General features: G+C 63.5%; 20 protein-coding genes. 11 read left to right on the top strand and 9 right to left on the bottom strand.

Features of this window, described 5'->3' with window-relative positions:
• The first annotated feature begins 30 nt into the window (after positions 1–30).
• Positions 31–522, top strand: a complete 492-nt coding sequence (gene moaC, locus GTP44_RS06980; RefSeq protein ID WP_161018849.1) for a cyclic pyranopterin monophosphate synthase MoaC — start codon at positions 31–33, stop codon at positions 520–522.
• A 75-nt stretch (positions 523–597) separates the two neighbouring features.
• Here moaC and GTP44_RS27165 read toward each other — a convergent pair whose 3' ends face one another.
• From GTP44_RS27165 to recA, 8 genes are all read right to left on the bottom strand, one after another.
• A complete protein-coding gene (locus tag GTP44_RS27165) occupies positions 598–1434 on the bottom strand; it encodes a hypothetical protein (RefSeq protein WP_371867165.1) in 837 nt (278 codons plus the stop codon).
• A 9-nt stretch (positions 1435–1443) separates the two neighbouring features.
• Positions 1444–2082, bottom strand: a complete 639-nt coding sequence (locus GTP44_RS06970; RefSeq protein ID WP_161018848.1) for a hypothetical protein — start codon at positions 2080–2082, stop codon at positions 1444–1446.
• Between the two features lie 12 nt (positions 2083–2094).
• Positions 2095–2889, bottom strand: a complete 795-nt coding sequence (locus GTP44_RS06965; RefSeq protein ID WP_161018847.1) for a TIGR04255 family protein — start codon at positions 2887–2889, stop codon at positions 2095–2097.
• Between the two features lie 397 nt (positions 2890–3286).
• Positions 3287–3760 carry a pilin gene (locus tag GTP44_RS06960; RefSeq protein WP_308494317.1) on the bottom strand — a complete coding sequence of 158 codons (474 nt, stop codon included), beginning with the start codon at positions 3758–3760 and terminating at the stop codon, positions 3287–3289.
• Between the two features lie 246 nt (positions 3761–4006).
• Positions 4007–4888 carry a succinate--CoA ligase subunit alpha gene (gene sucD, locus GTP44_RS06955; protein ID WP_160989192.1) on the bottom strand — a complete coding sequence of 294 codons (882 nt, stop codon included), beginning with the start codon at positions 4886–4888 and terminating at the stop codon, positions 4007–4009.
• Positions 4889–4901: 13 nt separating this feature from the next.
• Positions 4902–6068: an ADP-forming succinate--CoA ligase subunit beta gene (sucC, locus tag GTP44_RS06950; RefSeq protein WP_160989191.1), complete on the bottom strand. Its 1167-nt coding sequence runs from the start codon at positions 6066–6068 to the stop codon at positions 4902–4904.
• A 466-nt stretch (positions 6069–6534) separates the two neighbouring features.
• Positions 6535–6993: a recombination regulator RecX gene (gene recX, locus GTP44_RS06945; RefSeq protein ID WP_160989190.1), complete on the bottom strand. Its 459-nt coding sequence runs from the start codon at positions 6991–6993 to the stop codon at positions 6535–6537.
• A gap of 113 nt (positions 6994–7106) precedes the next feature.
• Positions 7107–8195, bottom strand: a complete 1089-nt coding sequence (gene recA, locus GTP44_RS06940; RefSeq protein ID WP_160989189.1) for a recombinase RecA — start codon at positions 8193–8195, stop codon at positions 7107–7109.
• Positions 8196–8338: 143 nt separating this feature from the next.
• On the opposite strand from recA, the gene GTP44_RS06935 reads away from it, so the two are divergent.
• From GTP44_RS06935 to GTP44_RS06910, 6 genes are read left to right on the top strand one after another with little or no spacing between them, the layout of a single operon-like run.
• Positions 8339–9058, top strand: a complete 720-nt coding sequence (locus GTP44_RS06935) for a response regulator (protein ID WP_160989188.1) — start codon at positions 8339–8341, stop codon at positions 9056–9058.
• Positions 9055–10575 (top strand): sensor histidine kinase, encoded by a 1521-nt coding sequence (locus GTP44_RS06930; protein ID WP_161018846.1) that lies wholly within the window; start codon positions 9055–9057, stop codon positions 10573–10575. Before GTP44_RS06935 ends, GTP44_RS06930 begins: the two co-directional genes overlap by 4 nt.
• Positions 10568–10870, top strand: a complete 303-nt coding sequence (locus GTP44_RS06925; protein WP_161018845.1) for a DUF4212 domain-containing protein — start codon at positions 10568–10570, stop codon at positions 10868–10870. The genes GTP44_RS06930 and GTP44_RS06925 overlap by 8 nt, the downstream gene beginning before the upstream one ends.
• The gene (locus GTP44_RS06920) at positions 10867–12933 is read left to right on the top strand and encodes a sodium:solute symporter family protein (protein ID WP_161018844.1); all 2067 of its coding nucleotides are present in this window, start codon (positions 10867–10869) and stop codon (positions 12931–12933) included. The genes GTP44_RS06925 and GTP44_RS06920 overlap by 4 nt, the downstream gene beginning before the upstream one ends.
• A gap of 55 nt (positions 12934–12988) precedes the next feature.
• Positions 12989–14995 (top strand): alpha/beta hydrolase family protein, encoded by a 2007-nt coding sequence (locus GTP44_RS06915; RefSeq protein WP_161018843.1) that lies wholly within the window; start codon positions 12989–12991, stop codon positions 14993–14995.
• 56 nt (positions 14996–15051) lie between these two features.
• Positions 15052–16266 (top strand): 6-phosphofructokinase, encoded by a 1215-nt coding sequence (locus GTP44_RS06910; protein ID WP_161018842.1) that lies wholly within the window; start codon positions 15052–15054, stop codon positions 16264–16266.
• Positions 16267–16487: 221 nt separating this feature from the next.
• On the opposite strand, the gene purM is transcribed toward GTP44_RS06910, so the two are convergent.
• The gene (gene purM, locus GTP44_RS06905) at positions 16488–17531 is read right to left on the bottom strand and encodes a phosphoribosylformylglycinamidine cyclo-ligase (protein WP_161018841.1); all 1044 of its coding nucleotides are present in this window, start codon (positions 17529–17531) and stop codon (positions 16488–16490) included.
• 172 nt (positions 17532–17703) lie between these two features.
• Here purM and GTP44_RS06900 point away from each other — a divergent pair, with 172 nt between their 5' ends.
• The 4 genes from GTP44_RS06900 to pcnB are packed head-to-tail and all read left to right on the top strand — an operon-like array spanning position 17704 to position 21633.
• The gene (locus GTP44_RS06900) at positions 17704–18789 is read left to right on the top strand and encodes an AI-2E family transporter (RefSeq protein WP_161018840.1); all 1086 of its coding nucleotides are present in this window, start codon (positions 17704–17706) and stop codon (positions 18787–18789) included.
• Between the two features lie 45 nt (positions 18790–18834).
• Positions 18835–19521 (top strand): DnaA regulatory inactivator Hda, encoded by a 687-nt coding sequence (gene hda, locus GTP44_RS06895; RefSeq protein ID WP_160989180.1) that lies wholly within the window; start codon positions 18835–18837, stop codon positions 19519–19521.
• Complete coding sequence (locus GTP44_RS06890) at positions 19521–20192, top strand: histidinol-phosphatase (protein WP_160989179.1); 672 nt, start codon at positions 19521–19523, stop codon at positions 20190–20192. The genes hda and GTP44_RS06890 overlap by 1 nt, the downstream gene beginning before the upstream one ends.
• On the top strand, positions 20185–21633 hold the full coding sequence (pcnB, locus tag GTP44_RS06885) for a polynucleotide adenylyltransferase PcnB (RefSeq protein WP_161018839.1): 1449 nt from the start codon (positions 20185–20187) through the stop codon (positions 21631–21633). The genes GTP44_RS06890 and pcnB overlap by 8 nt, the downstream gene beginning before the upstream one ends.
• The last annotated feature ends 2 nt before the right edge of the window (positions 21634–21635 follow it).

The following is a 21635-nucleotide window of genomic DNA, read 5'->3' as shown; positions in this document are numbered from 1 at the left end:
CCACATTATGACTCATTTTAAGCCGCGATCATGACCACCGACCACCTCACCCATTTCGACGCCACCGGACAAGCCCACATGGTCGACGTCGGCGCCAAGGATGAAACCCACCGCACCGCCCTGGCCAGCGGCTCGATCCGCATGAAATCGGAAACGCTGGCCATCATCCTCGGCGGCACGGCGAAAAAAGGCGACGTGCTCGGCATCGCCCGCATCGCCGCCATCATGGCCGCCAAGCGCACCAGCGACCTGATCCCGCTGTGCCACCCGCTGGCGCTGACCCGCGTGACGGTCGACTTCGAGACCGATGTCGACAACGCCAGCGTGCACTGCAAGGCGCAAGTCGAGACTTACGGCAAAACCGGTGTTGAAATGGAAGCCCTGACCGCCGTCCAGGTCGGACTGCTGACGATTTACGATATGTGCAAAGCCGTGGACCGGGGCATGGTCATGTCCAATATCCGCGTCACTGAAAAGCACGGCGGCAAGTCGGGGGATTGGACGGCGGAAATCGACAAGTGATGACCCTGCGGGGGGCGGGAATGCCCCGGCCATGCATCGAAATGCCGACGCCAACGGATATGGGAATGCGCCGAACTAATCAGCGGGCAAAGGTTGTTGGGGATCGGCGGCGAGGCTCATGTGGTCCAGCCGCCAACGCTTGAGTTGCTTAAACACCTGATAGGTCAGCACCGACTCGGACAGCGGCTCGCATGAGCGCAGCTCGATGTGCTGCCACTTCTTCGTGGGGCCGAAGAGCTTGTCAGTGAACGCCTTCTCGATGGCCTTAGCTGCTTCAGTGGCTGCCTTCTCAGCCGCGTCAAAGTCCATATCGGCCCGATGCAAGATAGTGATGTCAAGGGTGTACGTGTCGTCGGGACCATCCCGCGTCACCTCGACGCCCCCGTCCACGTCGAAGAAGACGCCCACGATAAGTTCGCCATGTGGTTTCACCGCCTTGGCAATCTTCTCGTTCAGCTTAGTTTCCCGTATCAGGCGGCGCTCGAACTCATCAGGGAAGGCTGAGCGCCGATAGCGGCTGGCCAGCCACATCTGGAACGTGGCCTGGTCCTCAGGAGACAGGGTTGCGTCAGTGCGGGGCTGGAACTCGTTCAGTGCCCATTTGTCGATAGCGAACTTGCCTGTTGCCTCGAACTCCCCCCAGCAGGCAGAAGCTCCCCCGAACTCGATATGAAGTTTGCGGGCACTCTTTGCGTGGACGTAGGTTCCTTCTTTTTTCGCCAACAGGCTGCCGACCATAACCTCGACAACAGGTTCTCCGTCCGGGTGCTGCGCGAGGTCGCAATCATGGCTGGCGACGATAGCCAGGGTCTGTTCAGGCTCCGCGGTGTGACGTAGCCCCAAGGCTGCGACGGCGTCGCTGCCTAGCAGATGCCCTTGGCGCCATAGGGTGTCACGGTTCCACTCGGCCACGTCTCACCCTCAAGCATGGTCGTCGGCCCAAGGCAGGTCGAAGTCGGCGCTGGTTGGCGTCCTCGCACGATTCGCGAACCGGGCTGCCATACGTTCACGCTGGGCCACCTCACGCTTGTGGATGTGCGCCAGTTGGAGCGCGGCATCCCGTGCCGACTCACCGGCCTGAGCCACCTGCAGCAGCGTCCTACCATTAGCGAACTTGCGCTTCAACAGTGCGGCATTGACTTCGATGCCCTCATGGTCCAGCGCATCAGCAGCTTGGGCAAGGTCTTGCAGCTTGGCGGCATTCTCATCCGCTACTTGATCCCCATTGAGCCAGTTGTACACGGACTGACGAGAAACACCTAACGTGGTCGCGAGGTCGGAAACAGCGGGTTTCAGCACCTCGCGGATGCGAGACAGGTCTTCACGCGGAGTGCGAACTAATGCGGCTTCCACAACTTCAATCGCCGGAGATTCCTTCTGGGCATGGTATGAGTCAGTCTGCAAATGCTTGGCGATCAATTCCCCCCCAGTCCCAATGCTGGCGAGTGTGGCCGTCGCCGCCGCCACCCAACCGACTAGCCGAACGACTGTAGAAGTGGTGCCAGTCACCGTCCGCTCAGGAACCCAGCCGCCGTGGTCGTATATCAAAGAAGTGTTCATTGTGCTCTCCAATCAGGCCCACGCAGCACGAGCGTAGTCCGTAACCGTTCCGCTGAAGGAGGTAACGATTTCGTCGTGGAGCGCCGTCAAACGCACCTCCACATTGGGCAGATCAAATGCCTCCCGATGAGCGAAGGAAGCATCTGTATCGACAATAGCATGCAGTCCCTCACGCTGAGTGAAACGCGGGTCAATGGTGAGAGGCGCGCCGCTTAGTTCCATGGGTAGACCCAGTTGCCCATTGCGTACAACGACACGCGAAATCAGCTGGCCGGCAGAAGTTGCAAGTGAGGTCTCACTGATTGATTGCTGAAGGGTGCCCTGCCCACGCAGAGCTAGTCCCTGCACCTCTGGCACAAGAAACTCACGGAGAGACTCGCCTTCCTTGGATGGTTGAACAGCATCCAAATAGCGAAGACCAATGCGCTCGACGAAGTCAAGGCGCAGTGCACTATGCAGGATGCCAAGCCCCGCCATCAGCGTCTTTGAAAACGTCTCGAAAGTGTCGTAAGCCGTCGTCTGCAGCGTGAGCGCATTTGACTCCAGAAGAAAGACCGTCCGCCCTAGCATGTCCCCAAACAGATAGCGCGACTGGGTAGTCAACGTAGGCGGAACCATCTGACCTTGCTGAGTTCCCAGTACAGGGAAGTCCAAACGCTGAAAGACCTCTTTTTTGAAGTCAGGGAAGTACACTTCACGCATCCTGGACTGGATGGCAGGGATGTACCCATCCAAGTCCAGCACTGGATTGAACTGGACCTGCGCAACCGTATAGTAGACAGGAGCGTTGCTCAGCTTGTTTCCCATGGCGTCCCCGACAGTTTAACTTGACATTTGAGTTGACACTTTACACCATGGTTGACATGGAAGGCAAGGAAAGTTAGGCGCGCTGCCCAAGCAGCTAGGGAAATGGATGCTAGTCATTTTGCCATCATCATGTTTGACGAAGACTTCACAAACGCGATTAAGTAAAACCCGGTCCCGCACACATAGAATTTCTTACGCGCCCAATAAGAGACCTGTGCGGTCCTCGCAGTTAAGTCCAAATAGCACGTCGTCATTCCCGCGCAAGCGGGAATCCATGCGCGGCATGACTTCCATCGATAGAGCCTCCGCCCTGCAAAGTCAGCATGGGTTCCGACTTTCGCCGGAGCGACGGCGGTGAGCTGAAGCGGGCGCCGGGTTTGCTTCGGCGCTCAGATGGTTACGGGGCGATGTTGTTCTTCTGTAGCGCGTCGCGGGCTGCGGTGTTGGTCACGGCGGTCGCATTCACATTCCAGGTCAGATTACTGGCGCCGGCCGCGATGGTTGGGCTGTAGACCACGGCCAGGGTGTCGACGCCCGAGCCTACGCCGGTATCCTGGAAGGTGGCGGTGATCACGCCTGCCGCCACCGTGGCGGTTTTCACTTCCTTGGTCGGGGTGAAGGCGGGGATGCCGTTGGAGCCGGTGTTGCAGTCGGTGAGCACGCCGCCGGCTTCCTGCACGCACAGCGCCACGGCGGTCTTCAGCGAATCCACAGCGCTTTGCGCGTTGGCCATCTTGGCTTTGATGGTGTAGTTGCTGTAGGCCGGAATCGCCACCGCGGCCAGAATGCCGATAATGGCCACCACAATCATCAGCTCGATCAGCGTGAAGCCTGCCTGTGCCTGCTTTTTCATCATGTTCATGGATTTCATTTGCGACTCCTATGGAATGATTCAAGACGTTATTGGGGCTACACCGCTCTTATTGCAACCAGTGTGCCATCCCTTGTCCGCCTTGTTTTTCTTCAAACCCGGCAAAAACTGCCGCTTTTTGTCAGCCTGACCTGACAAAAATTGTCAGGCGACGCGGAGTGTCAGCCGCGTGCCAAGCCGCCGCCGAAAAAAATAAAGGGGAGCACAAGGCTCCCCTTCATTACTCCACGCTCAGGTGGCGGAAAATTACAGCATGGCTTTCAGCAGACGTGCCATTTCCGATGGATTTTTGGTGGCTTTGATGCCGCACTCTTCCATGATGTCCAGCTTGGCTTGCGCGGTGTCGGCGCCGCCCGAGATCAGCGCGCCGGCGTGGCCCATGCGCTTGCCTGGAGGAGCGGTAACGCCGGCGATGAAGCCAACCACCGGTTTCTTCATGTTGTCTTTGACCCAACGTGCGGCGTTGGCTTCGTCCGGACCGCCGATTTCACCGATCATGATGACCGCGTCGGTCTCAGGATCTTCGTTGAACATGCGCATCACGTCGATGTGCTTCAGACCGTTGATCGGGTCGCCGCCGATACCAACCGCCGACGATTGGCCCAGGCCCAGCGCGGTCAGCTGACCAACCGCTTCGTAGGTCAGGGTGCCCGAACGGGAAACCACGCCGATACGACCTTTACGGTGGATGTGGCCTGGCATGATGCCGATCTTGATTTCGTCAGGGGTGATCAGGCCTGGGCAGTTAGGGCCCAGCAGCAGGGTTTTCGAACCGGCTTTGGCCATGCGATCTTTCAGGGCCATCATGTCACGGACAGGAATGCCTTCGGTGATGCAAATCGCCAGTTCCAGTTCGGCTTCAACCGCTTCCCAGATCGCGGCGGCGGCGCCTGCTGGCGGCACGTAGATCACCGACACGGTGGCGCCGGTGTTCGACGCGGCTTCTTTAACCGAACCGAAAATTGGGATGCCTTCGAAATCTTCGCCGGCTTTCTTCGGGTTCACGCCGGCTACGAAGGCGTTTTTGCCGTTCGCGTAGTCGCGGCACATGCGGGTGTGGAACTGGCCGGTTTTACCGGTGATACCCTGGGTGATGACTTTGGTGTCTTTGTTGATCAGAATAGACATATCGGTTCCTTAATTATTTACCAGCAGCGGCTGCTACAACGCTCTTCGCTGCATCTTCCATGGTGTCGGCGGCGATGATCGGCAGGCCGGAGTCAGCCAGCATTTTCTTGCCCAGATCTTCGTTGGTGCCCTTCATGCGGACCACCAGCGGTACTTGCAGCGAAACCGCTTTCGATGCGGTGATGACGCCTTCGGCGATCACGTCGCAACGCATAATGCCGCCGAAGATGTTGACCAGGATGGCTTTCAGGCCTGGGTTTTTCAACATGATCTTGAAGGCTTCGGTCACTTTCTCGGCCGTGGCGCCACCGCCAACGTCCAGGAAGTTGGCAGGCTCGCCGCCGAACAGCTTGATGGTGTCCATGGTGGCCATGGCCAGACCGGCGCCATTCACCAGGCAGCCGATGTTGCCGTCCAGCGAGATGTAGGCCAGGTCGAATTTCGATGCTTCCACTTCAGCTGGATCTTCTTCGTCCAGATCGCGGTAGGCGACGATTTCTGGTTGACGGAACAGCGCGTTGGCGTCGAAGTTGAACTTCGCGTCCAGGGCGATGATCTTGCCCGAACCGGTGACGATCAGTGGATTGATTTCGGCCAGCGACGAGTCGGTTTCCCAGTAGGCTTTATACAGGCCTTGCAGGTTGGTGACGGCGTCGGCGATCGAACCTTCCGGTACGCCAATTTTCGCGGCGATGCCAGCGGCTTCAGCGTCGGTCAGGCCCACGGCTGGATCGATGGCGATCGAGTGGATTTTTTCTGGGTGCGACTCGGCAACTTCTTCGATGTCCATGCCGCCTTCCGACGAGGCCATCAGCACAACGCGCTGGGTCACGCGGTCGGTGACCAGCGAAACGTACAGTTCTTGCTTGATGTCGGCGCCTTCTTCGATCAGCAGGCGACGTACTTTTTGACCTTCAGGGCCGGTCTGGTGGGTCACCAGTTGCATGCCCATGATCTGGTCAGCGTATTCTTTGACTTGTTCCAGCGACTTGGCAACTTTGACGCCGCCGCCTTTGCCACGGCCACCGGCGTGGATCTGTGCTTTCACAACCCAGACTGGGCCGCCCAAGGTTTCAGCAGCTTTCACTGCTTCTTCTACGGTCATGCACGGAATACCGCGCGGTACCGTCACTCCGTATTTTCGGAGAATTTCTTTGCCTTGATACTCATGGATCTTCATGCTGGCTTCCCTTCTGATGCTGATTGTATAAATCGGTTGAATGATTAAGCAGATATTGTTGCTACGCGCTACCCGGTGCTGCTTTGTCCACCCAGCGCGGGTAAAACTTCGCCGCTGCGCCGGGGTCACGGTACAGGACTTGGAATTCTTCGGATTGAAACAGTTGATGCAGAGGGGCTGCCAATAACCCGCACGCCGTCCTCGCTGGGGACAGCTGTGGCGCGCGTGCACACAGCGCACGACGGGTAACTGGAGTTAACAGAGACATAAGATCGACACCGCTCTCGCGGCGTTAGTTAGTTAGCAGCCTGGCGCATTTCTCTTATTAAAAACGCACGTTGCCGCAGCTTCTACGGACAACCACCGCACCCGCGGTGCTGCAAAAACCCACAAAGTTTAGCACACAAGGAACCGAATTAGCATCTGCGTATTTTCAACTAATAACAAATTAATCGGCGAAAAGCGGCTATTCCAGCCCGTCCAGGTCGGCGCCTTTGACGGCTTGCATGATGGCGCGCTGGGAAAAGCCGCGCTGCAGCAAAAAGCGGATTTGCTTGTTGCGTTGCTGGGGATCGGTGGCGACCGTGCCGAATTTGCGCTGCCAGATGTCGCGGGCGCGGTCGATTTCGGTGTCGGCGAGGGAGGATTTGAGTTCGTGCAGCGCTTCGCCCTGCACACCGTGGCTTTGCAGCTCGGCGACGATGCGGCTGTTGCCGTAGCGGGCGGCGCGGCGGTGGATCAGCGATTCGGAGAAGCGTTCCTGCGACAGCCAGTTGTTCTTTTCCAGCAGGTCGAGCAGGGCGTCGATGTCGTCGCCCTCTTCGGCATACTTGGCGAGCTTGCGGGCCAGCTCCTGGCGGCTGTGCTCGCGCAGGGAGAGAAAGCGTAGTGCCCGGGCTTTCAGGCTAAGTTTGGGTGCGGGCATAAGTTATTCTTTACCGCGTCGTCGCCCCGGCGGAAGCCGGGGCCCATGCTGAGCATGCGTTCTATCGGTTCCGGCTTTCGCCGGAACGACGTGCATGGCTGCGACGTGCTGGCTTAGGCGGCGTCGGCTTCAGGCTTGCCTGGCTTGAGCTTGACCACGGTGTTGTCGACGGCCAGCGGCGGCAGCGCGCGCACGCCCAGCGATTCGCGCACCTTGTTTTCGATTTCCCAGGCCAGCTCCGGACGCTCTTGCAGGAAGGCGCGGGCGTTGTCCTTGCCCTGGCCGACGCGCTCGCCGTTGTAGCTGTACCACGAACCCGACTTCTCGACGATCTTGGCTTCCACACCCAGGTCCAGAATCTCGCCTTCGCGCGAGGTGCCGGCGCCGTACAGGATGTCGAAATGCGCTTCCTTGAACGGTGGCGCGATCTTGTTCTTGACCACTTTGACCTTGGTTTCGTTACCGATCACCTCGTCGCCGGACTTGATCGAGCCGGTGCGGCGGATGTCCAGACGCACCGAGGCGTAGAACTTCAGCGCGTTACCGCCGGTGGTGGTTTCCGGCGAACCGAACATCACACCGATCTTCATGCGAATCTGGTTGATGAAGATCACCAGCGTGTTGGTGCGGTTGATCGAACCGGTCAGCTTGCGCAGCGCTTGCGACATCAGACGGGCTTGCAGGCCCGGCAGCGAATCACCCATGTCGCCTTCGATCTCGGCGCGTGGCGTCAGCGCGGCAACCGAGTCGACCACCACCATGTCCACCGAACCGGAGCGCACCAGCGCATCGCAAATTTCCAGCGCTTGTTCGCCGGTGTCCGGCTGCGAGATCAGCAGCTCATGCAGGTTGACGCCCAGCTTTTGCGCGTAGCCAACGTCCAGCGCGTGCTCGGCGTCGATGAAGGCGCAGGTGCCGCCCAGTTTTTGCATTTCTGCAATAGTTTGCAAGGTCAGCGTGGTTTTGCCCGACGATTCCGGACCGTAGATTTCCACCACGCGGCCGCGTGGCAGGCCGCCGACGCCCAGCGCCACGTCCAGCCCCAGCGAGCCGGTCGATACGACCTGCACTTCTTCGATCGGCGCACTGGCATCCATGCGCATCACGGAACCTTTACCGAATTGCTTTTCGATCTGGGCCAGCGCAGCCGCCAGCGCCTTGGCTTTTTCAGATGCAGGTACTACGCCTTTTTTATCGTCCATAATGTGCTTTCAGCCAGTGGGTTGTTTAGTACAGGTAGCACTGTATAAAAAAACAGTGATCAATGCAAGCGTGTTTTGGGTATTTCTTTGAGAATGCACAAAAAGTCGCCAAAATAGGGACTTGTGCAGCTGGAGTGGTTTACATGCGTATTTTACTTGCCGAAGACGATGGTGTGCTAGCCGACGGGCTGACCCGGTCCCTGCGTCAATCCGGCTATGCCATCGATTGCGTCCGCAACGGGCAGGAAGCCGACACCGCCCTGTCGACCCAGGAGTTCGACCTGCTGATCCTGGATCTGGGCCTGCCCAAGCTGTCCGGGCTGGAGGTGTTACGCCGTCTGCGCGCGCGCGCGTCGCTGCTGCCGGTGCTGATCCTGACCGCCGCCGATTCGATCGAGCAGCGCGTCAACGGCCTCGACCTCGGCGCCGACGATTACATGGCCAAGCCCTTCGCGCTGTCCGAACTGGAAGCCCGGGTGCGGGCACTGACCCGGCGCGGCGCCGGCGGCGGCGCCACCGTCATCCGGCACGGCCCGCTGAGCTACGACCAGGTCGGCCGCAGCGCCTACATCAACGAGCAGATGCTGGACCTGTCGGCCCGCGAGCTGGGCCTGCTGGAAATCCTGCTGGCCCGCACCGGCCGCCTGGTATCCAAGGAACAGCTGGTCGACCACCTGTGCGAATGGGGCGAGGAAGTCAGCAACAACGCCATCGAGGTCTATGTGCACCGGTTGCGCAAGAAAATCGAGGTCGGCGGCGTGCGCATCGCCACCGTGCGCGGCCTCGGCTACTGCCTGGAGAAATTCAACGAGGCCGCCGCGCGCGCCAGCGCCGAGGCCGACGCCGGGAACCCCAACAAGTGACCCAGCCACAGGAAGCCGCCGAACTGGAGTATCAACCGCCCGCGCCCGACGCGGACGAGGACATACAGCATTCCCTGTTCGGCGAAATCCTCGACTGGATGCTGGCCCCGCTGCTGCTGCTGTGGCCAATGAGCATCGCCATCACCTACCTGGTCGCCAAGTCGATCGCCAACCAGCCGTTCGACCATGCGCTGGAAGACAGCGTGACGGTGCTGGCGCAGCAGGTGCGCTCGGTCGACGGCAAGCACGTGCGCAGCCTCAGCGGCTCGGCGCGCGACATCCTGCGTGCCGACGACATCGACAACGTCTATTTCCAGATCCAGGGCCCGCGCGGCGAACACATCGACGGCGACCGCGACATGCCGCAACCGGTGCTGGACGACGAGGACAAGACCAGCTCCGGCGGCGTGCGCTTCCGCAACGACGCCATGCATGGCACGCCGGTACGGGTGGCGTTCGCCTACGTGCAGCTGGAACGCGGCGACGGCGGCGCGCCGCAACTGGCGCTGGTGCAGGTGGCCGAGACGCTGGAAAAGCGCGCCCAGCTGGCCAACGCCATCATCAAGGGCGTGATCCTGCCGCAGTTCATCGTGCTGCCGATCGTGCTGGCCCTGGTGTGGTTTGCGCTGTCGCGCGGGCTGTCGCCGCTGGCGCAACTACAGGAGCGCATTCGCGCCCGCGGTTCGGAGGACCTGAGCCCGATCGCCTCCAACCAGGTGCCGGAGGAAATCTCGCCGCTGGTGCGGTCCTTGAACGAGATGCTGTCGCGCCTGTCCTTGACCATCGACATGCAGAAGCGCTTCATCGCCGACGCCGCGCACCAGATGCGCACGCCGCTGGCCGGCATGCGCATGCAGTCCGAGCTGGCGCTACGCCAGACCGACCGTGGTGAAATCCACCGTTCGCTGGAGCAGCTGGCCAAGAGTTCGGAGGCGGCTACACGGCTGGTCAATCAGTTACTGGCCCTGGCGCGGGCGGAAAATCAGCCGCAGACCGGCGGCGGCATGCAGCCGCTGGACCTGGCCGAACTGGCGCGCACGGTGGTGCAGGACTGGGTGCAGGCCTCGTTCGCCCATCGCATCGACCTCGGCTTTGAAGCGCCGCCGGCGCCGCTGACCATCACCGGCAACCCGACCACGCTGCGCGAGCTGCTGTCCAACCTGATCGACAACGCACTGCGCTACACGCCGGCCGGCGGCAGCGTGACGGTGCGGGTGCGCGGCGATGAGCTGGGGCATGGCTATCTGGAGGTCGAGGACACCGGCCCCGGCATCGCGCAAGGCGAACGCGAGCGCGTGTTCGAGCGCTTCTACCGGATACTGGGCAACACCGCCGAGGGCAGCGGCCTGGGCCTGGCGATCGTGCGCGAGATCGCGCAGCAGCACGGCGCCGAGGTGGATATCTTCAGCAATCCGCGCGCGACCCAGCCCAAGCTGCCGGGCGCGCTATTCCGGCTCAGCTTCCCGCTGCCGCCGGCGCCGCCCGAACCGACCGAGGAGCCGCCGCATTATGGCTAAGCCCGTGCCACCGCCCCGCCCCGTACAGCCGCCGCTGTCGCGCACCGCCCACTGGCGGCGCGCGCACCGCATGACCATCCTGCTCTTGCTGCTGTGGCTGTTCACCGGCTTCGGCGCCGCCTTCTTCGCGCGCGAGCTGGCCGGCCTGAGCGTGTTCGGCTGGCCGCTGTCGTTCTACCTGGCGGCGCAGGGCGCGTCGCTGGTCTACCTCGGCATCATCGTCTTCTACGCCTGGCGCATGCGCCAGCTGGACCGTGCCGCCGCCCAGGCCACCGTGCCGGAGCCCCACGCTTGAAACCGCCCCGCACCTTCTTCCAGCGCCTGCGCTACTACTACAGCCTGTTCACGCTCGGCTTCGCCGGCTTCCTGATCGCGCTCGCCGCGCTGGAACAGGAGGGCATGCCGCGCCAGTGGATCGGCTACCTGTTCATGTTTGCCACCATCGTGCTGTACGCGTTGATCGGCCTCATCAGCCGCACCTCGAACGTGCTGGAATACTACGTGGCCGGGCGCCGCGTGCCGGCCATATTCAACGGCATGGCCACCGCCGCCGACTGGATCTCGGCCGCCAGCTTCATCAGCCTGGCGGGTGGACTGTACCTGCACGGCTTCGACGGCCTGGCTTACATCATGGGCTGGACCGGCGGCTACTGCCTGGTGGCGCTGCTGATCGCGCCCTATCTGCGCAAGTTCGCGCAATACACCATTCCCGACTTCCTGGCCGAACGCTACGGCGGCGCCGACGACGCCGACCACGGCGGCCGCGGTGGCCGGGCGGTGCGCATCCTGGCGGTGATCGCCACCATCATCGTCTCGTTCACCTACGTGGTGGCGCAGATCTACGCGGTGGGCCTGATCGCCTCGCGCTTCACCGGCGTCGACTTCTCGGTCGGCATCTTCCTCGGCCTGGCCAGCATCCTGGTGTGCTCCTTCCTCGGCGGCATGCGCGGCATCACCTGGACCCAGGTGGCGCAGTACATCATCATCCTGGTGGCCTTCCTGATTCCGGCCATGTGGCTGTCGGCCAAGCACAGCGGCAACCCGATCCCGCAAGTGGCCTACGGCAAACTGCTGCCACAGCTAAGCGCGCGCGAACACGTGCTGCAGCAAGACCCGAAAGAGGCCGAGGTGCGCGCCATCTACCTTCAGCGCGCCAACGAATACCAGGCCCGCCTGAAGGCGCTGCCGGCCTCGTGGGAAGTGGGCCGCAACGACGCCCAGCGCAAGCTCGACCGCGTCAAGGCGCGCAACGCCTCGCTGCTGGAAATCCGCAACGCCGAGCGCGAACTGGTGGCCTACCCGAAAAACGCCGACGAGGCCGAGCGCTTGTGGAGCGAGGCGCGCGACCAGTACCAGCAGCGCGCCCAGCCGATCACGCCGCACGCCACGCCCTACCCCGGCGACCCGGCCACCTCCGACATCAAGCGCAACAACTTCCTGGCGCTGGTGTTCTGCCTGATGCTGGGCACGGCCGCGCTGCCGCACATCCTGATGCGCGCCTACACCACGCCGTCGGTGCACGAGACGCGCGTGTCGGTGTTCTGGACGCTGTTCTTCATCCTGCTGATCTACCTGACCATACCGGCGCTGGCGGTGCTGGTCAAATACGATATCTACAGCGCGCTGGTCGGCACCGACTACCACCACCTGCCCAACTGGGTGTCGTACTGGGCCAATGTGGACAAGCTGAATCCGCTCTTCAGTATCAGCGACGTCAACCACGACGGCGTGGTGCAGTTGGCCGAAATCACCATCGACGCCGACGTGCTGGTGCTGGCCACGCCGGAAATCGCCGGCCTGCCGTATGTAATTTCCGGCCTGGTGGCGGCCGGCGGCCTGGCGGCGGCGCTGTCGACCGCCGACGGCCTGCTGCTGGCCATCTCCAACGCGCTGTCGCACGACGTCTATTACAAGCTGGTCGATCGCGGCGCCTCGACGCAAAAGCGGGTCACCATTTCCAAGCTGCTGCTGCTGGGCGTGGCCTTCATCGCCGCCTACGCCGCCTCGACCAAGCCGGGCGACATCCTGTCGCTGGTCGGCGCCGCCTTCTCGATGGCCGGCTCGACGCTGTTCCCGGTGCTGGTGCTGGGTGTGTTCTGGCAGCGCGCCAACCGCTACGGCGCCATCGCCGGCATGACCAGCGGCTTCCTGCTGTGCGTGTTCTACATGCTGCACACCCATCCGGTGCTGGGCGGCGGCGCGGCCAACCAGTGGTTCCACATCGCGCCGATCTCGGCCGGCATCTTCGGCGTGCCGACCGGCCTGTTGACCATCGTCGTGGTCAGCCTGCTGACGCCGCCGCCGGGCAAGTCCACCGAGGCGCTGGTCGACTACATCCGCGCCCCGGAAAAGCAGTAGCGGCGCGGCGCGCTTAGTGCTATTGTGCATTAGTTACTTAATTAACAATCACACTATGCATCCCCTCCACCTGCTGCGCGCGCTGGCGCTCACCGCCGCCGTGCTGTGCGGCCACACGCTGGCGGCCGACGCCGCCACGACGCCGATCGCCGACTTCTTCAACAATCCGCAATTCAGCGACGCCGAGCTCTCGCCCAGCGGCAAATACCTGGCGGTGCGGCTGGCGAACAAGCAAAACCCGCGCGACATGCTGGGCGTGGTCGACCTGAGCAACAACAGCGTCAAGGTGGTGGGCAACTTCAGCGACGCCGACATCGGCCGCTACGCCTGGGTCAACGACAACCGCCTGGTGTTCACCGCCACCGACCGCGACCTGGCCCAGGGCGACATGCGCTATGCGCCCGGCCTGTACGCCGTCAACCGCGACGGCAGCGGCTTCCGCCAGTTGGCCATGCGCAACGGCAAGGCCTTCATCACCGACGCCTCCAGCCTCGGCGCGCGCGAACTGCTGCCGTGGCACACCTATCTGAGCGGCCAGGACGGCGCCCAGGATTCCGACTTCCTCTACGTCCAGAACCACAACTACAGCGACTCGGGCGAACTGCTGGACATCGAGCTGCTGCGCCTGAACACCGTCAACGGCCGCGCCGGCGCCGCCATCGAACGGCCCGGCAACAGCTACTACTGGATGCTGGATCAGCAGGGCGAACCGCGCCTGACCATCACCCGCGACAAGGCCATCAGCACCGTCTGGTATCGCGCGCCGGCCAGCAAGGCCTGGCGCAAGCTGAACGAGTTCGACACCTATACCGGACACGGCAGCAATTTCCGGCCGCTGGCCTTCGGCCCGGACGGCACGCTGTACGTCACCAGCAACCAGCAGGGCGACACCACCGACGTCTACGCCTACGACCTCAAGACCGGCAAGCTGAGCGACAAGCCGCTGGTGCGCCTGGAGGGCTACGACTTCAGCGGCGAGCTGATCATGAACAACAACCAGCTGCTTGGCATTCGCCACCTGACCGATGCCGACGCCATCACCTGGATCGATCCGGCCATGAAGGCGATGCAGGAAAAGGTCGACGCCCTGCTGCCCAACACCGTCAATCTGCTAAGTGTGCCGACGCGCGCGGAAACGCCGTGGGTGCTGGTGACCGCCTATGCCGACATCTGGCCCAAGCGCATGATGTTGTACAACAGCCAGACCGGCAAGCTGACCATGGTGGGCGCGGCGTATCCGGCCATCAACCCCAGCCAGATGGCGCGCAAGGTGCTGGTCCACTACACCGCGCGCGACGGCCTGACCATCCCGGCCTGGCTGACGCTGCCGCAAGGCGCCACCACGCGCCGGCCGATGGTGGTGCTGGTGCACGGCGGCCCGTGGGTGCGCGGCGGCAGCTGGGAATGGGACCCGGAAGCGCAGTTCCTGGCCTCGCGCGGCTACGCGGTGCTGGAGCCGGAATTTCGCGGCAGCACCGGCTACGGCAGCCGGCTGTTCCGCGCCGGCTGGAAGCAATGGGGCCTGAAGATGCAGGACGATATCGCCGACGCCACCCGCTGGGCGATCGGCAAGGGCTATGCCGACGCCCAGCGCATCTGCATCGCCGGCGCCAGCTACGGCGGCTACGCCACGCTGATGGGCCTGATCAAGGACCCGAACCTGTACCGATGCGGCGTCGAATGGGTCGGCGTCACCGACATCAACCTGATGTACGACGGCAGCTGGTTCTACCGTTCCGACATGACCAACGACTGGAAACAGTACGGCATGCCGGCGCTGATCGGCGACCAGGTCAAGGATGCCGACCAGTTGAAAGCCACGTCGCCGCTGCTGCAAGCCAACAAGATCCAGCAGCCGCTGCTGATGGCCTACGGCGGCGCCGACGAGCGCGTGCCGCTGCCGCACGGCACCCGGTTCTACAAGGCGATCAAGGCGACCAATCCGAATGTCGAATGGATCGAGTACGCCGACGAGGGCCACGGCTGGAAACTGCCAAAGACGCGCATCGACTTCTGGGGCCGCGTGGAGCAGTTCCTCGACAAGAACATCGGCAAGCCCTGAAGATCGCGCTATAGTCTCGGAGCAGCAAGCCTTTCAACCATCACGGAGGAGCGGGCATGGCATCGGGCAAAATTCTGGTCGCACAGGGAGGCGGGCCGACCGCCGTCATCAACCAGTCGCTGGCGGGCGTGGTGCTGGAGGCGCGCCGCTTCCGCGACTGCAGCCGGGTGTACGGCGCGCTGCACGGCGTGCGCGGCATCATCAACGAGGACCTGGTCGACCTCACCCGCGAGACCAGCCAGAACCTGGAGCTGGTGGCGGCCACGCCGTCGTCGGCGCTCGGCTCCACCCGCGACAAGCCGGACGCGGCCTATTGCGCCGAGATCTTCAACGTGCTGCGCGCGCATGACATCGAACAGTTCTACTACATCGGCGGCAACGACTCGTCCGACACGGTGCGCATCGTCAGCGAGCAGGCGCACGCGGCCGCGTATCCGCTGCGCTGCATCCACATTCCCAAGACCATCGACAACGACCTGGTCGGCAGCGACCACACGCCGGGCTTTCCATCAGCCGCGCGCTTCGTCGCGCAAGCCTTCGCCGGCGCCAACCTGGACAACGCCGCGCTGCCGGGCGTGTATGTGGGCGTGGTGATGGGCCGGCACGCCGGCTTCCTGACAGCCGCCTCGGCGCTCGGCAAGAAATTCCCGGACGACGGTCCGCATCTGATCTACCTGCCCGAGCGCGTGTTCTCGCTGGAGCGGTTTTTGCAGGACGTGCAAGCCACCTATGCGCGTTACGGCCGCTGCGTGATCGCCGTTTCCGAAGGCATCCACGACGCCCGCGGCGCGCCGATCGCCTCGCTGCTGGCCAAGGAAGTCGAGCGCGACGCGCACGGCAATGTGCAGCTGTCCGGCACCGGCGCGCTGGCCGATCTGCTGTGCGACGAAATCAAGGCCAAGCTCGGCATCAAGCGCGTGCGCGGCGATACCTTGGGTTATTTGCAGCGCTCCTTCATCGGCTGCGTGTCGGATGTCGATCAGCGCGAGGCGCGCGAAGTCGGCGAGAAGGCGGTGCAATTCGCCATGTGGGGCGAGCGCGACGGCTCGGTGGCCATCCAGCGCACCGGTTTCTATTCGGTGGATTATGAACTGCTGGCACTGGCCGACGTGGCCGGCAAAACGCGCACGATGGAAGACGCGTTCATCAGCGCCAGCGGCACCGACGTCACCGACGCTTTCCGCCTGTACCTGCGCCCCCTGCTCGGCTCCGGCATGCCCGACGCCTTCCGCCTGCGCCCGGCGCCGGTCGCCAAAATCCTCAAGCGCTAGGCCGCGTCTTTACGCGGAGGAAAAGCGAAAGGTCGAACCGCGGCGGGATCGACTTTACTCGAATAGCGGTTGAGTTAATCGGCGTCATTCCGGCGCAGGCCGGAATCCATAGGACGTGTGCCGGGCACATTCAGCATGGGTCCCGGCTTTCGCCGGGACGCCGCCGCTTAGCTGAGAGGCGGCAGGACTCACGGTCGGCTTTTCTCTGCCGCCGCCGTCGCTTAGACGACGATGGTCTGATGCTCGTCGCCGACGCGGGCGCGGATCTTGCCGATGGTGTAGACGGTTTCGCCGGCCGCTTGCAGCTGGGCGATCGCCGCCGCCGCGTTCTCTTGCGCGACGATCACGGTCATGCCGATGCCGCAGTTGAACACGCGGTGCATCTCGGCATCGGCCACGCCGCCGTGCTGTTGCAGCCACTGGAACAGCGGCGGCAGCGTCCACGACTTGCCGTCCAGTTCGGCCACCAGGCCGGGCTGCAGCACGCGCGGAATGTTCTCGACCAGGCCGCCGCCGGTGATGTGCACCATGCCTTTGACTTCGAGCGATGCCATCAGCGCCAGCAGCGGCTTGACGTAGATGCGGGTCGGCGCCATCAGCACGTCGGCCAGCGGACGGCCGTGGAAGTCGGCGGCCAGATCCGGCTTCGACACTTCGATGATCTTGCGCACCAGCGAGTAGCCGTTCGAGTGCACGCCCGACGAGGCCAGGCCCAGAATCACATCGCCCGGCGCGATCTTGGTGCCGTCAATGATCTTCGATTTTTCCACCGCGCCGACCGCGAAACCGGCCAGGTCGTACTCGCCATCCGGGTACATCGACGGCATCTCGGCGGTTTCGCCGCCGATCAGCGCGCAGCCGGCCTGTTCGCAACCCTGGGCCACGCCCTTGATCACGTTGGACGCGGTCGCCACGTCCAGCTTGCCGCAAGCGAAGTAGTCGAGGAAGAACAGCGGCTCGGCGCCCTGCACCAGGATGTCGTTGACGCTCATCGCCACCAGGTCGATGCCGACGGTGTCGTGACGGTTCAGCTCAAACGCCAGTTTCAGCTTGGTGCCCACGCCGTCGGTGCCGGAGACCAGTACCGGTTCTTTGTACTTTTTGCTAATCTCGAACATCGCACCGAAACCGCCCAAGCCGGCCAGCACGCCCTCGCGCATGGTGCGCTTGGCATACGGCTTGATTGCTTCGACTAAGGCGTCACCGGCATCGATATCGACGCCGGCGTCACGGTAGGACAGGGAAACATTAGAAGTTTGGCTCATGGTGTATTTCGCAGCGGAGGCGGTAAAATAGAAGGCGGAGACCTGTTCAGGTGTCAAAACCGTCGAAAAAAACGCCAAAAACAGCGCAATTTCAACAACACCACCCGGTCAATCCGCTATTTTATCAAAATTGCCCCGTCCAACCGCCTTTTTAACCAGCGATTTCGCCTCCATGCCATTTCCCCTCTCCGCTGAGCAAAAGCAAACAGCATTCTGGCTGGCGGTCTGGGCTGCATTCATCTTCCTGCTGATCACGCTCGGCCCGGTGCTGACGCCCTTCCTGGCGGCCGCCATCTTCGCCTACGCGCTGAACCCGGCCGTCGACCGCCTGGACCGGGTGCGCCTCGGCCGCCGCCACACGCTGCCGCGCGCGGTGTCGGTCACCGTGGTCATCACGCTGTTCTTCGCCGCGCTGGCCGCCATGGTGCTGATCGTGGTACCGGTGCTACAGAAAGAAATCCCGCTGCTGCAGGCGCAGATCCCGGCCTTTCTGGTCAAGACCAACGACCTGCTGGCGCCCCGGCTGCGCGAACTGGGCCTGAACGTGCGCCTCGACAGCGCCGGCATGCGCCAGCTGGCGACCGAGCAACTGGCCGCCAGCGGCGACGCCATCTGGTCCGCCGTGCTCAACTCGGCCCGCGTCGGCGGCACCGCCGTGCTGGGCTGGCTGGCGACGCTGACGCTGATCCCGGTGGTGCTGTTCTACCTGCTGCTGGACTGGCCGGCGATGCTGGCGCGCGTGGCCCGCTGCGTGCCGCGCCGCTACATCGAACCGACCATGGGCATGGCGCGCGAGGTCGACACCCTGCTGGCGCAGTACCTGCGCGGCCAGCTGCTGGTGATGCTGGTGCTGGCCGTGTACTACTCGGTGGCGCTGGGCATCGCCGGCTTCGACGTCGCCCTGCCGGTGGGCATCATCACCGGCCTGCTGGTGTTCATCCCCTACCTCGGCTTCGGCCTGGGCCTGGTGCTGGCGCTGATTTCGGCGGTGCTGCAATTTGCCGACTGGAGCGGCGTCATCGCCGTGGCCGTCATCTACGGCGTCGGCCAGGTGCTCGAAGGCTTTTTCCTGACGCCGCGCCTGGTCGGCGAGCGCATCGGCCTGCATCCGCTGGCGGTGATTTTCGCCCTGCTGGCCTTCGGCCAGCTGTTCGGCTTTGTCGGCGTGCTGCTGGCTTTGCCGGCGTCGGCGGTGCTGATGGTGGCTTTCCGTCATCTGCAACGCCACTATCTTGGCAGCACCTTTTATAATGCATGATGTGAAACAGATAAACGTTATGCAAAAGACCACTAGGTGTACGCCATGAAACAACTGGTGCTCGATTTAGGCGCGGAAGCAGCGCACAGCCTCGCCTCGTTCGAGGTGGGACAGAATGCCGAGGCGGCAGCGCTGATGCGGCAGTTCGCCGACCGCAGCGCGCGCGAGCACTTCGCCTACCTGTGGGGCGCGGTCGGCGTCGGCAAGTCGCACCTGCTCAAGGCGCTGGCCACCAGCGGCGGCGAGGCCGAGCAGGCGCGCGCGCGCTACATCTCGCCGTTCTCGATCGAGTCCGAATTCGTCTACTCGCCGGAGGTGGACCTGTACCTGCTGGACGACTGCGAAAAGCTGTCGCCGGTGGCGCAGATCGACGCCTTCGCGCTGTTCAACGAAATCCGCGCCAACCACGCCTTCATGGTCTGCAGCGGCAACGTCGCGCCGGCGGTGCTGCCGGTGCGCGAGGACCTGCGCACGCGCATGGGCTGGGGCCTGATCTACCAGATCCACGGCCTGACCGACGACGAAAAGAGCGCCGCGCTGGCGGCGGCGGCGGCGGCGCGCGGCTTGACGCTGTCGGCCGGCGTGATACCCTACCTGCTGTCGCACTTCCAGCGCGACATGCGGTCGCTGTCGACCATCCTCGACTCGCTGGACCAATATTCCCTTGAAACCCAACGCCCGATCACTCTGCCGCTGCTGCGCGAGTGGCTGCAGGCGGAAGCGAAAGCATAATGAATCTCGCCCTCTTTGACCTCGACCACACCCTGCTGCCGATCGACTCCGACTTCGAGTGGGGTCAGTTCCTGGTCCGCACCGGCGCCGTCGACGCCGCCGAATACGACCGCCGCAACCGCGCATTCTTCGCCCAATACCAGGCCGGCACGCTCGATCCGGTAGAATATCTCGAATTCACGCTGGGCACCCTGGCCGGCTTCCCGCGCGCCCAACTGGACGCCATGCACGCGCAATACATGGCCGAAGTGATCGAGCCGGCGCTGCGCCCGGCGGCGCGCGCGCTGCTGCAAAAGCATCTGGACCAGGGCGACCTGGTGGCGATCGTCACCGCCACCAACCACTTCGTCACCGCGCCGATCGCCAGGGCGCTGGGCGTGCAACACCTGATCGCCGCCATGCCGGAAGTGGACGCCGACGGCAACCTGACCGGCAAGCTGCTCGGCACCCCGACCCAGGGGCCGGGCAAGATCGTCCACACCAAGGCGTGGCTGGAAAAAATGGGCAAGACGCTGGAAGACTTTGACACAGTCCACTTCTACAGCGACTCGCACAACGACCTGCCGCTGATGTCCATCGTCAGCCATCCGGTGGCGACCAACCCGAACGAAAAACTGAAAACGCACGCCGCAGCCAACGGCTGGCCATTAATTGAGCTGTTCAATGATTAAGAAACTGATCCGCAAAATCCTCGGCACCAAGAGTAAAGCGGTCCGCGACACCAACACCCCGGTGGTGCTGGGCCCCGAAGCCCACGGCATCGACCCGCGCCTGCTGTCGAACAACGCCGTCCGCGTCACCAGCACACTGCAGGAAGCCGGCTACGAAGCCTTCGTCGTCGGCGGCGCCGTGCGCGACCTGCTGCTGGGCGTCAAGCCGAAGGACTTCGACATCGCCACCAACGCCACGCCGGAGCAGGTGAAGCGGCTGTTCCGCCGCGCCTTCATCATCGGCAAGCGCTTCCAGATCGTGCATGTGATGTTCGGCCAGGACCTGCTGGAGGTGACCACCTTCCGCGGCACCACCTCGGACAACGCGCCGAAGGATGAACATGGCCGCGTTTTGCGCGACAACACCTTCGGCTCGCAGGCCGAGGACGCCGAGCGCCGCGACTTCACCATCAACGCCATGTACTACAACCCGGCCAACCAGCAGGTGCTGGACTACCACGGCGGCATCGAGGACATCCGCGCGAAGACGCTGCGCATCATCGGCGTGCCGGAAGCGCGCTACCGCGAAGACCCGGTGCGCATGCTGCGCGTGGTGCGCTTCGCCGCCAAGCTGAAATTCGCCATCGAGCCGGAGACCGGCGCGCCGATCAAGGTCATGGCGCCGCTGATCAACAACGTGCCGGCCGCGCGTGTGTTCGACGAAATGCTCAAGCTGCTGATGAGCGGCCACGCGCTGGCCTGCCTGCAGCAGCTGCGCAAGGAAGGCCTGCATCACGGCCTGCTGCCGCTGCTGGACGTGGTGCTGGAGCAGCCGCTGGGCGTCAAGTTCGTGACGCTGGCGCTGGACTCGACCGACGCCCGCATCCACGCCGGCAAGACCGTCTCGCCGGGCTTTCTGTTTGCGTCGCTGCTGTGGCACCAGGTGCTGGAGAAATGGACCGCCTACCGCGCCGCCGGCGAGCAGACCATCCCGGCGCTGCACCTGGCCGCCGACGACGTGCTCGATTCGCAGACCGAGAAACTGGCCTTGCAGCGCAAGATCGGCACCGACATGCGCGACATCTGGTCGATGCAGCCGCGCTTCGAGCGCCGTACCGGCAAGGCGCCGTACAAGCTGCTGGAACACCTGCGCTTCCGCGCCGGCTACGACTTCCTGCTGCTGCGCTGCGCCTCCGGCGAGATCGACGCCGACATCGGCGACTGGTGGACCGCCTTCTATGAAGGCGACGAGATCACCCGCGAAGAGCTGATCGCTTCGGTCCATGCGCCGCGCGAAGGCGGCGGCGGTGGTGACAATGGCGGCGGTGGCGGCGGTGGCGCCGGTGGCCCGGCCAAGCGCAAGCGCGGTCCGCGTCGCGGCGGCCGTAACCGCGGTGGCCGTGGTGGCGAGGACGGCAACGCCAACTCGCCGGCGCCAGCCCACGACGGCGGCGCCGACTAATC

The organism is Duganella lactea (assembly GCF_009857505.1).
In the GTDB taxonomy this organism is placed as follows: Bacteria; Pseudomonadota; Gammaproteobacteria; order Burkholderiales; family Burkholderiaceae_D; genus Rugamonas; species Rugamonas lactea.
This window is presented reverse-complemented; position numbering and strand designations above follow the sequence as displayed.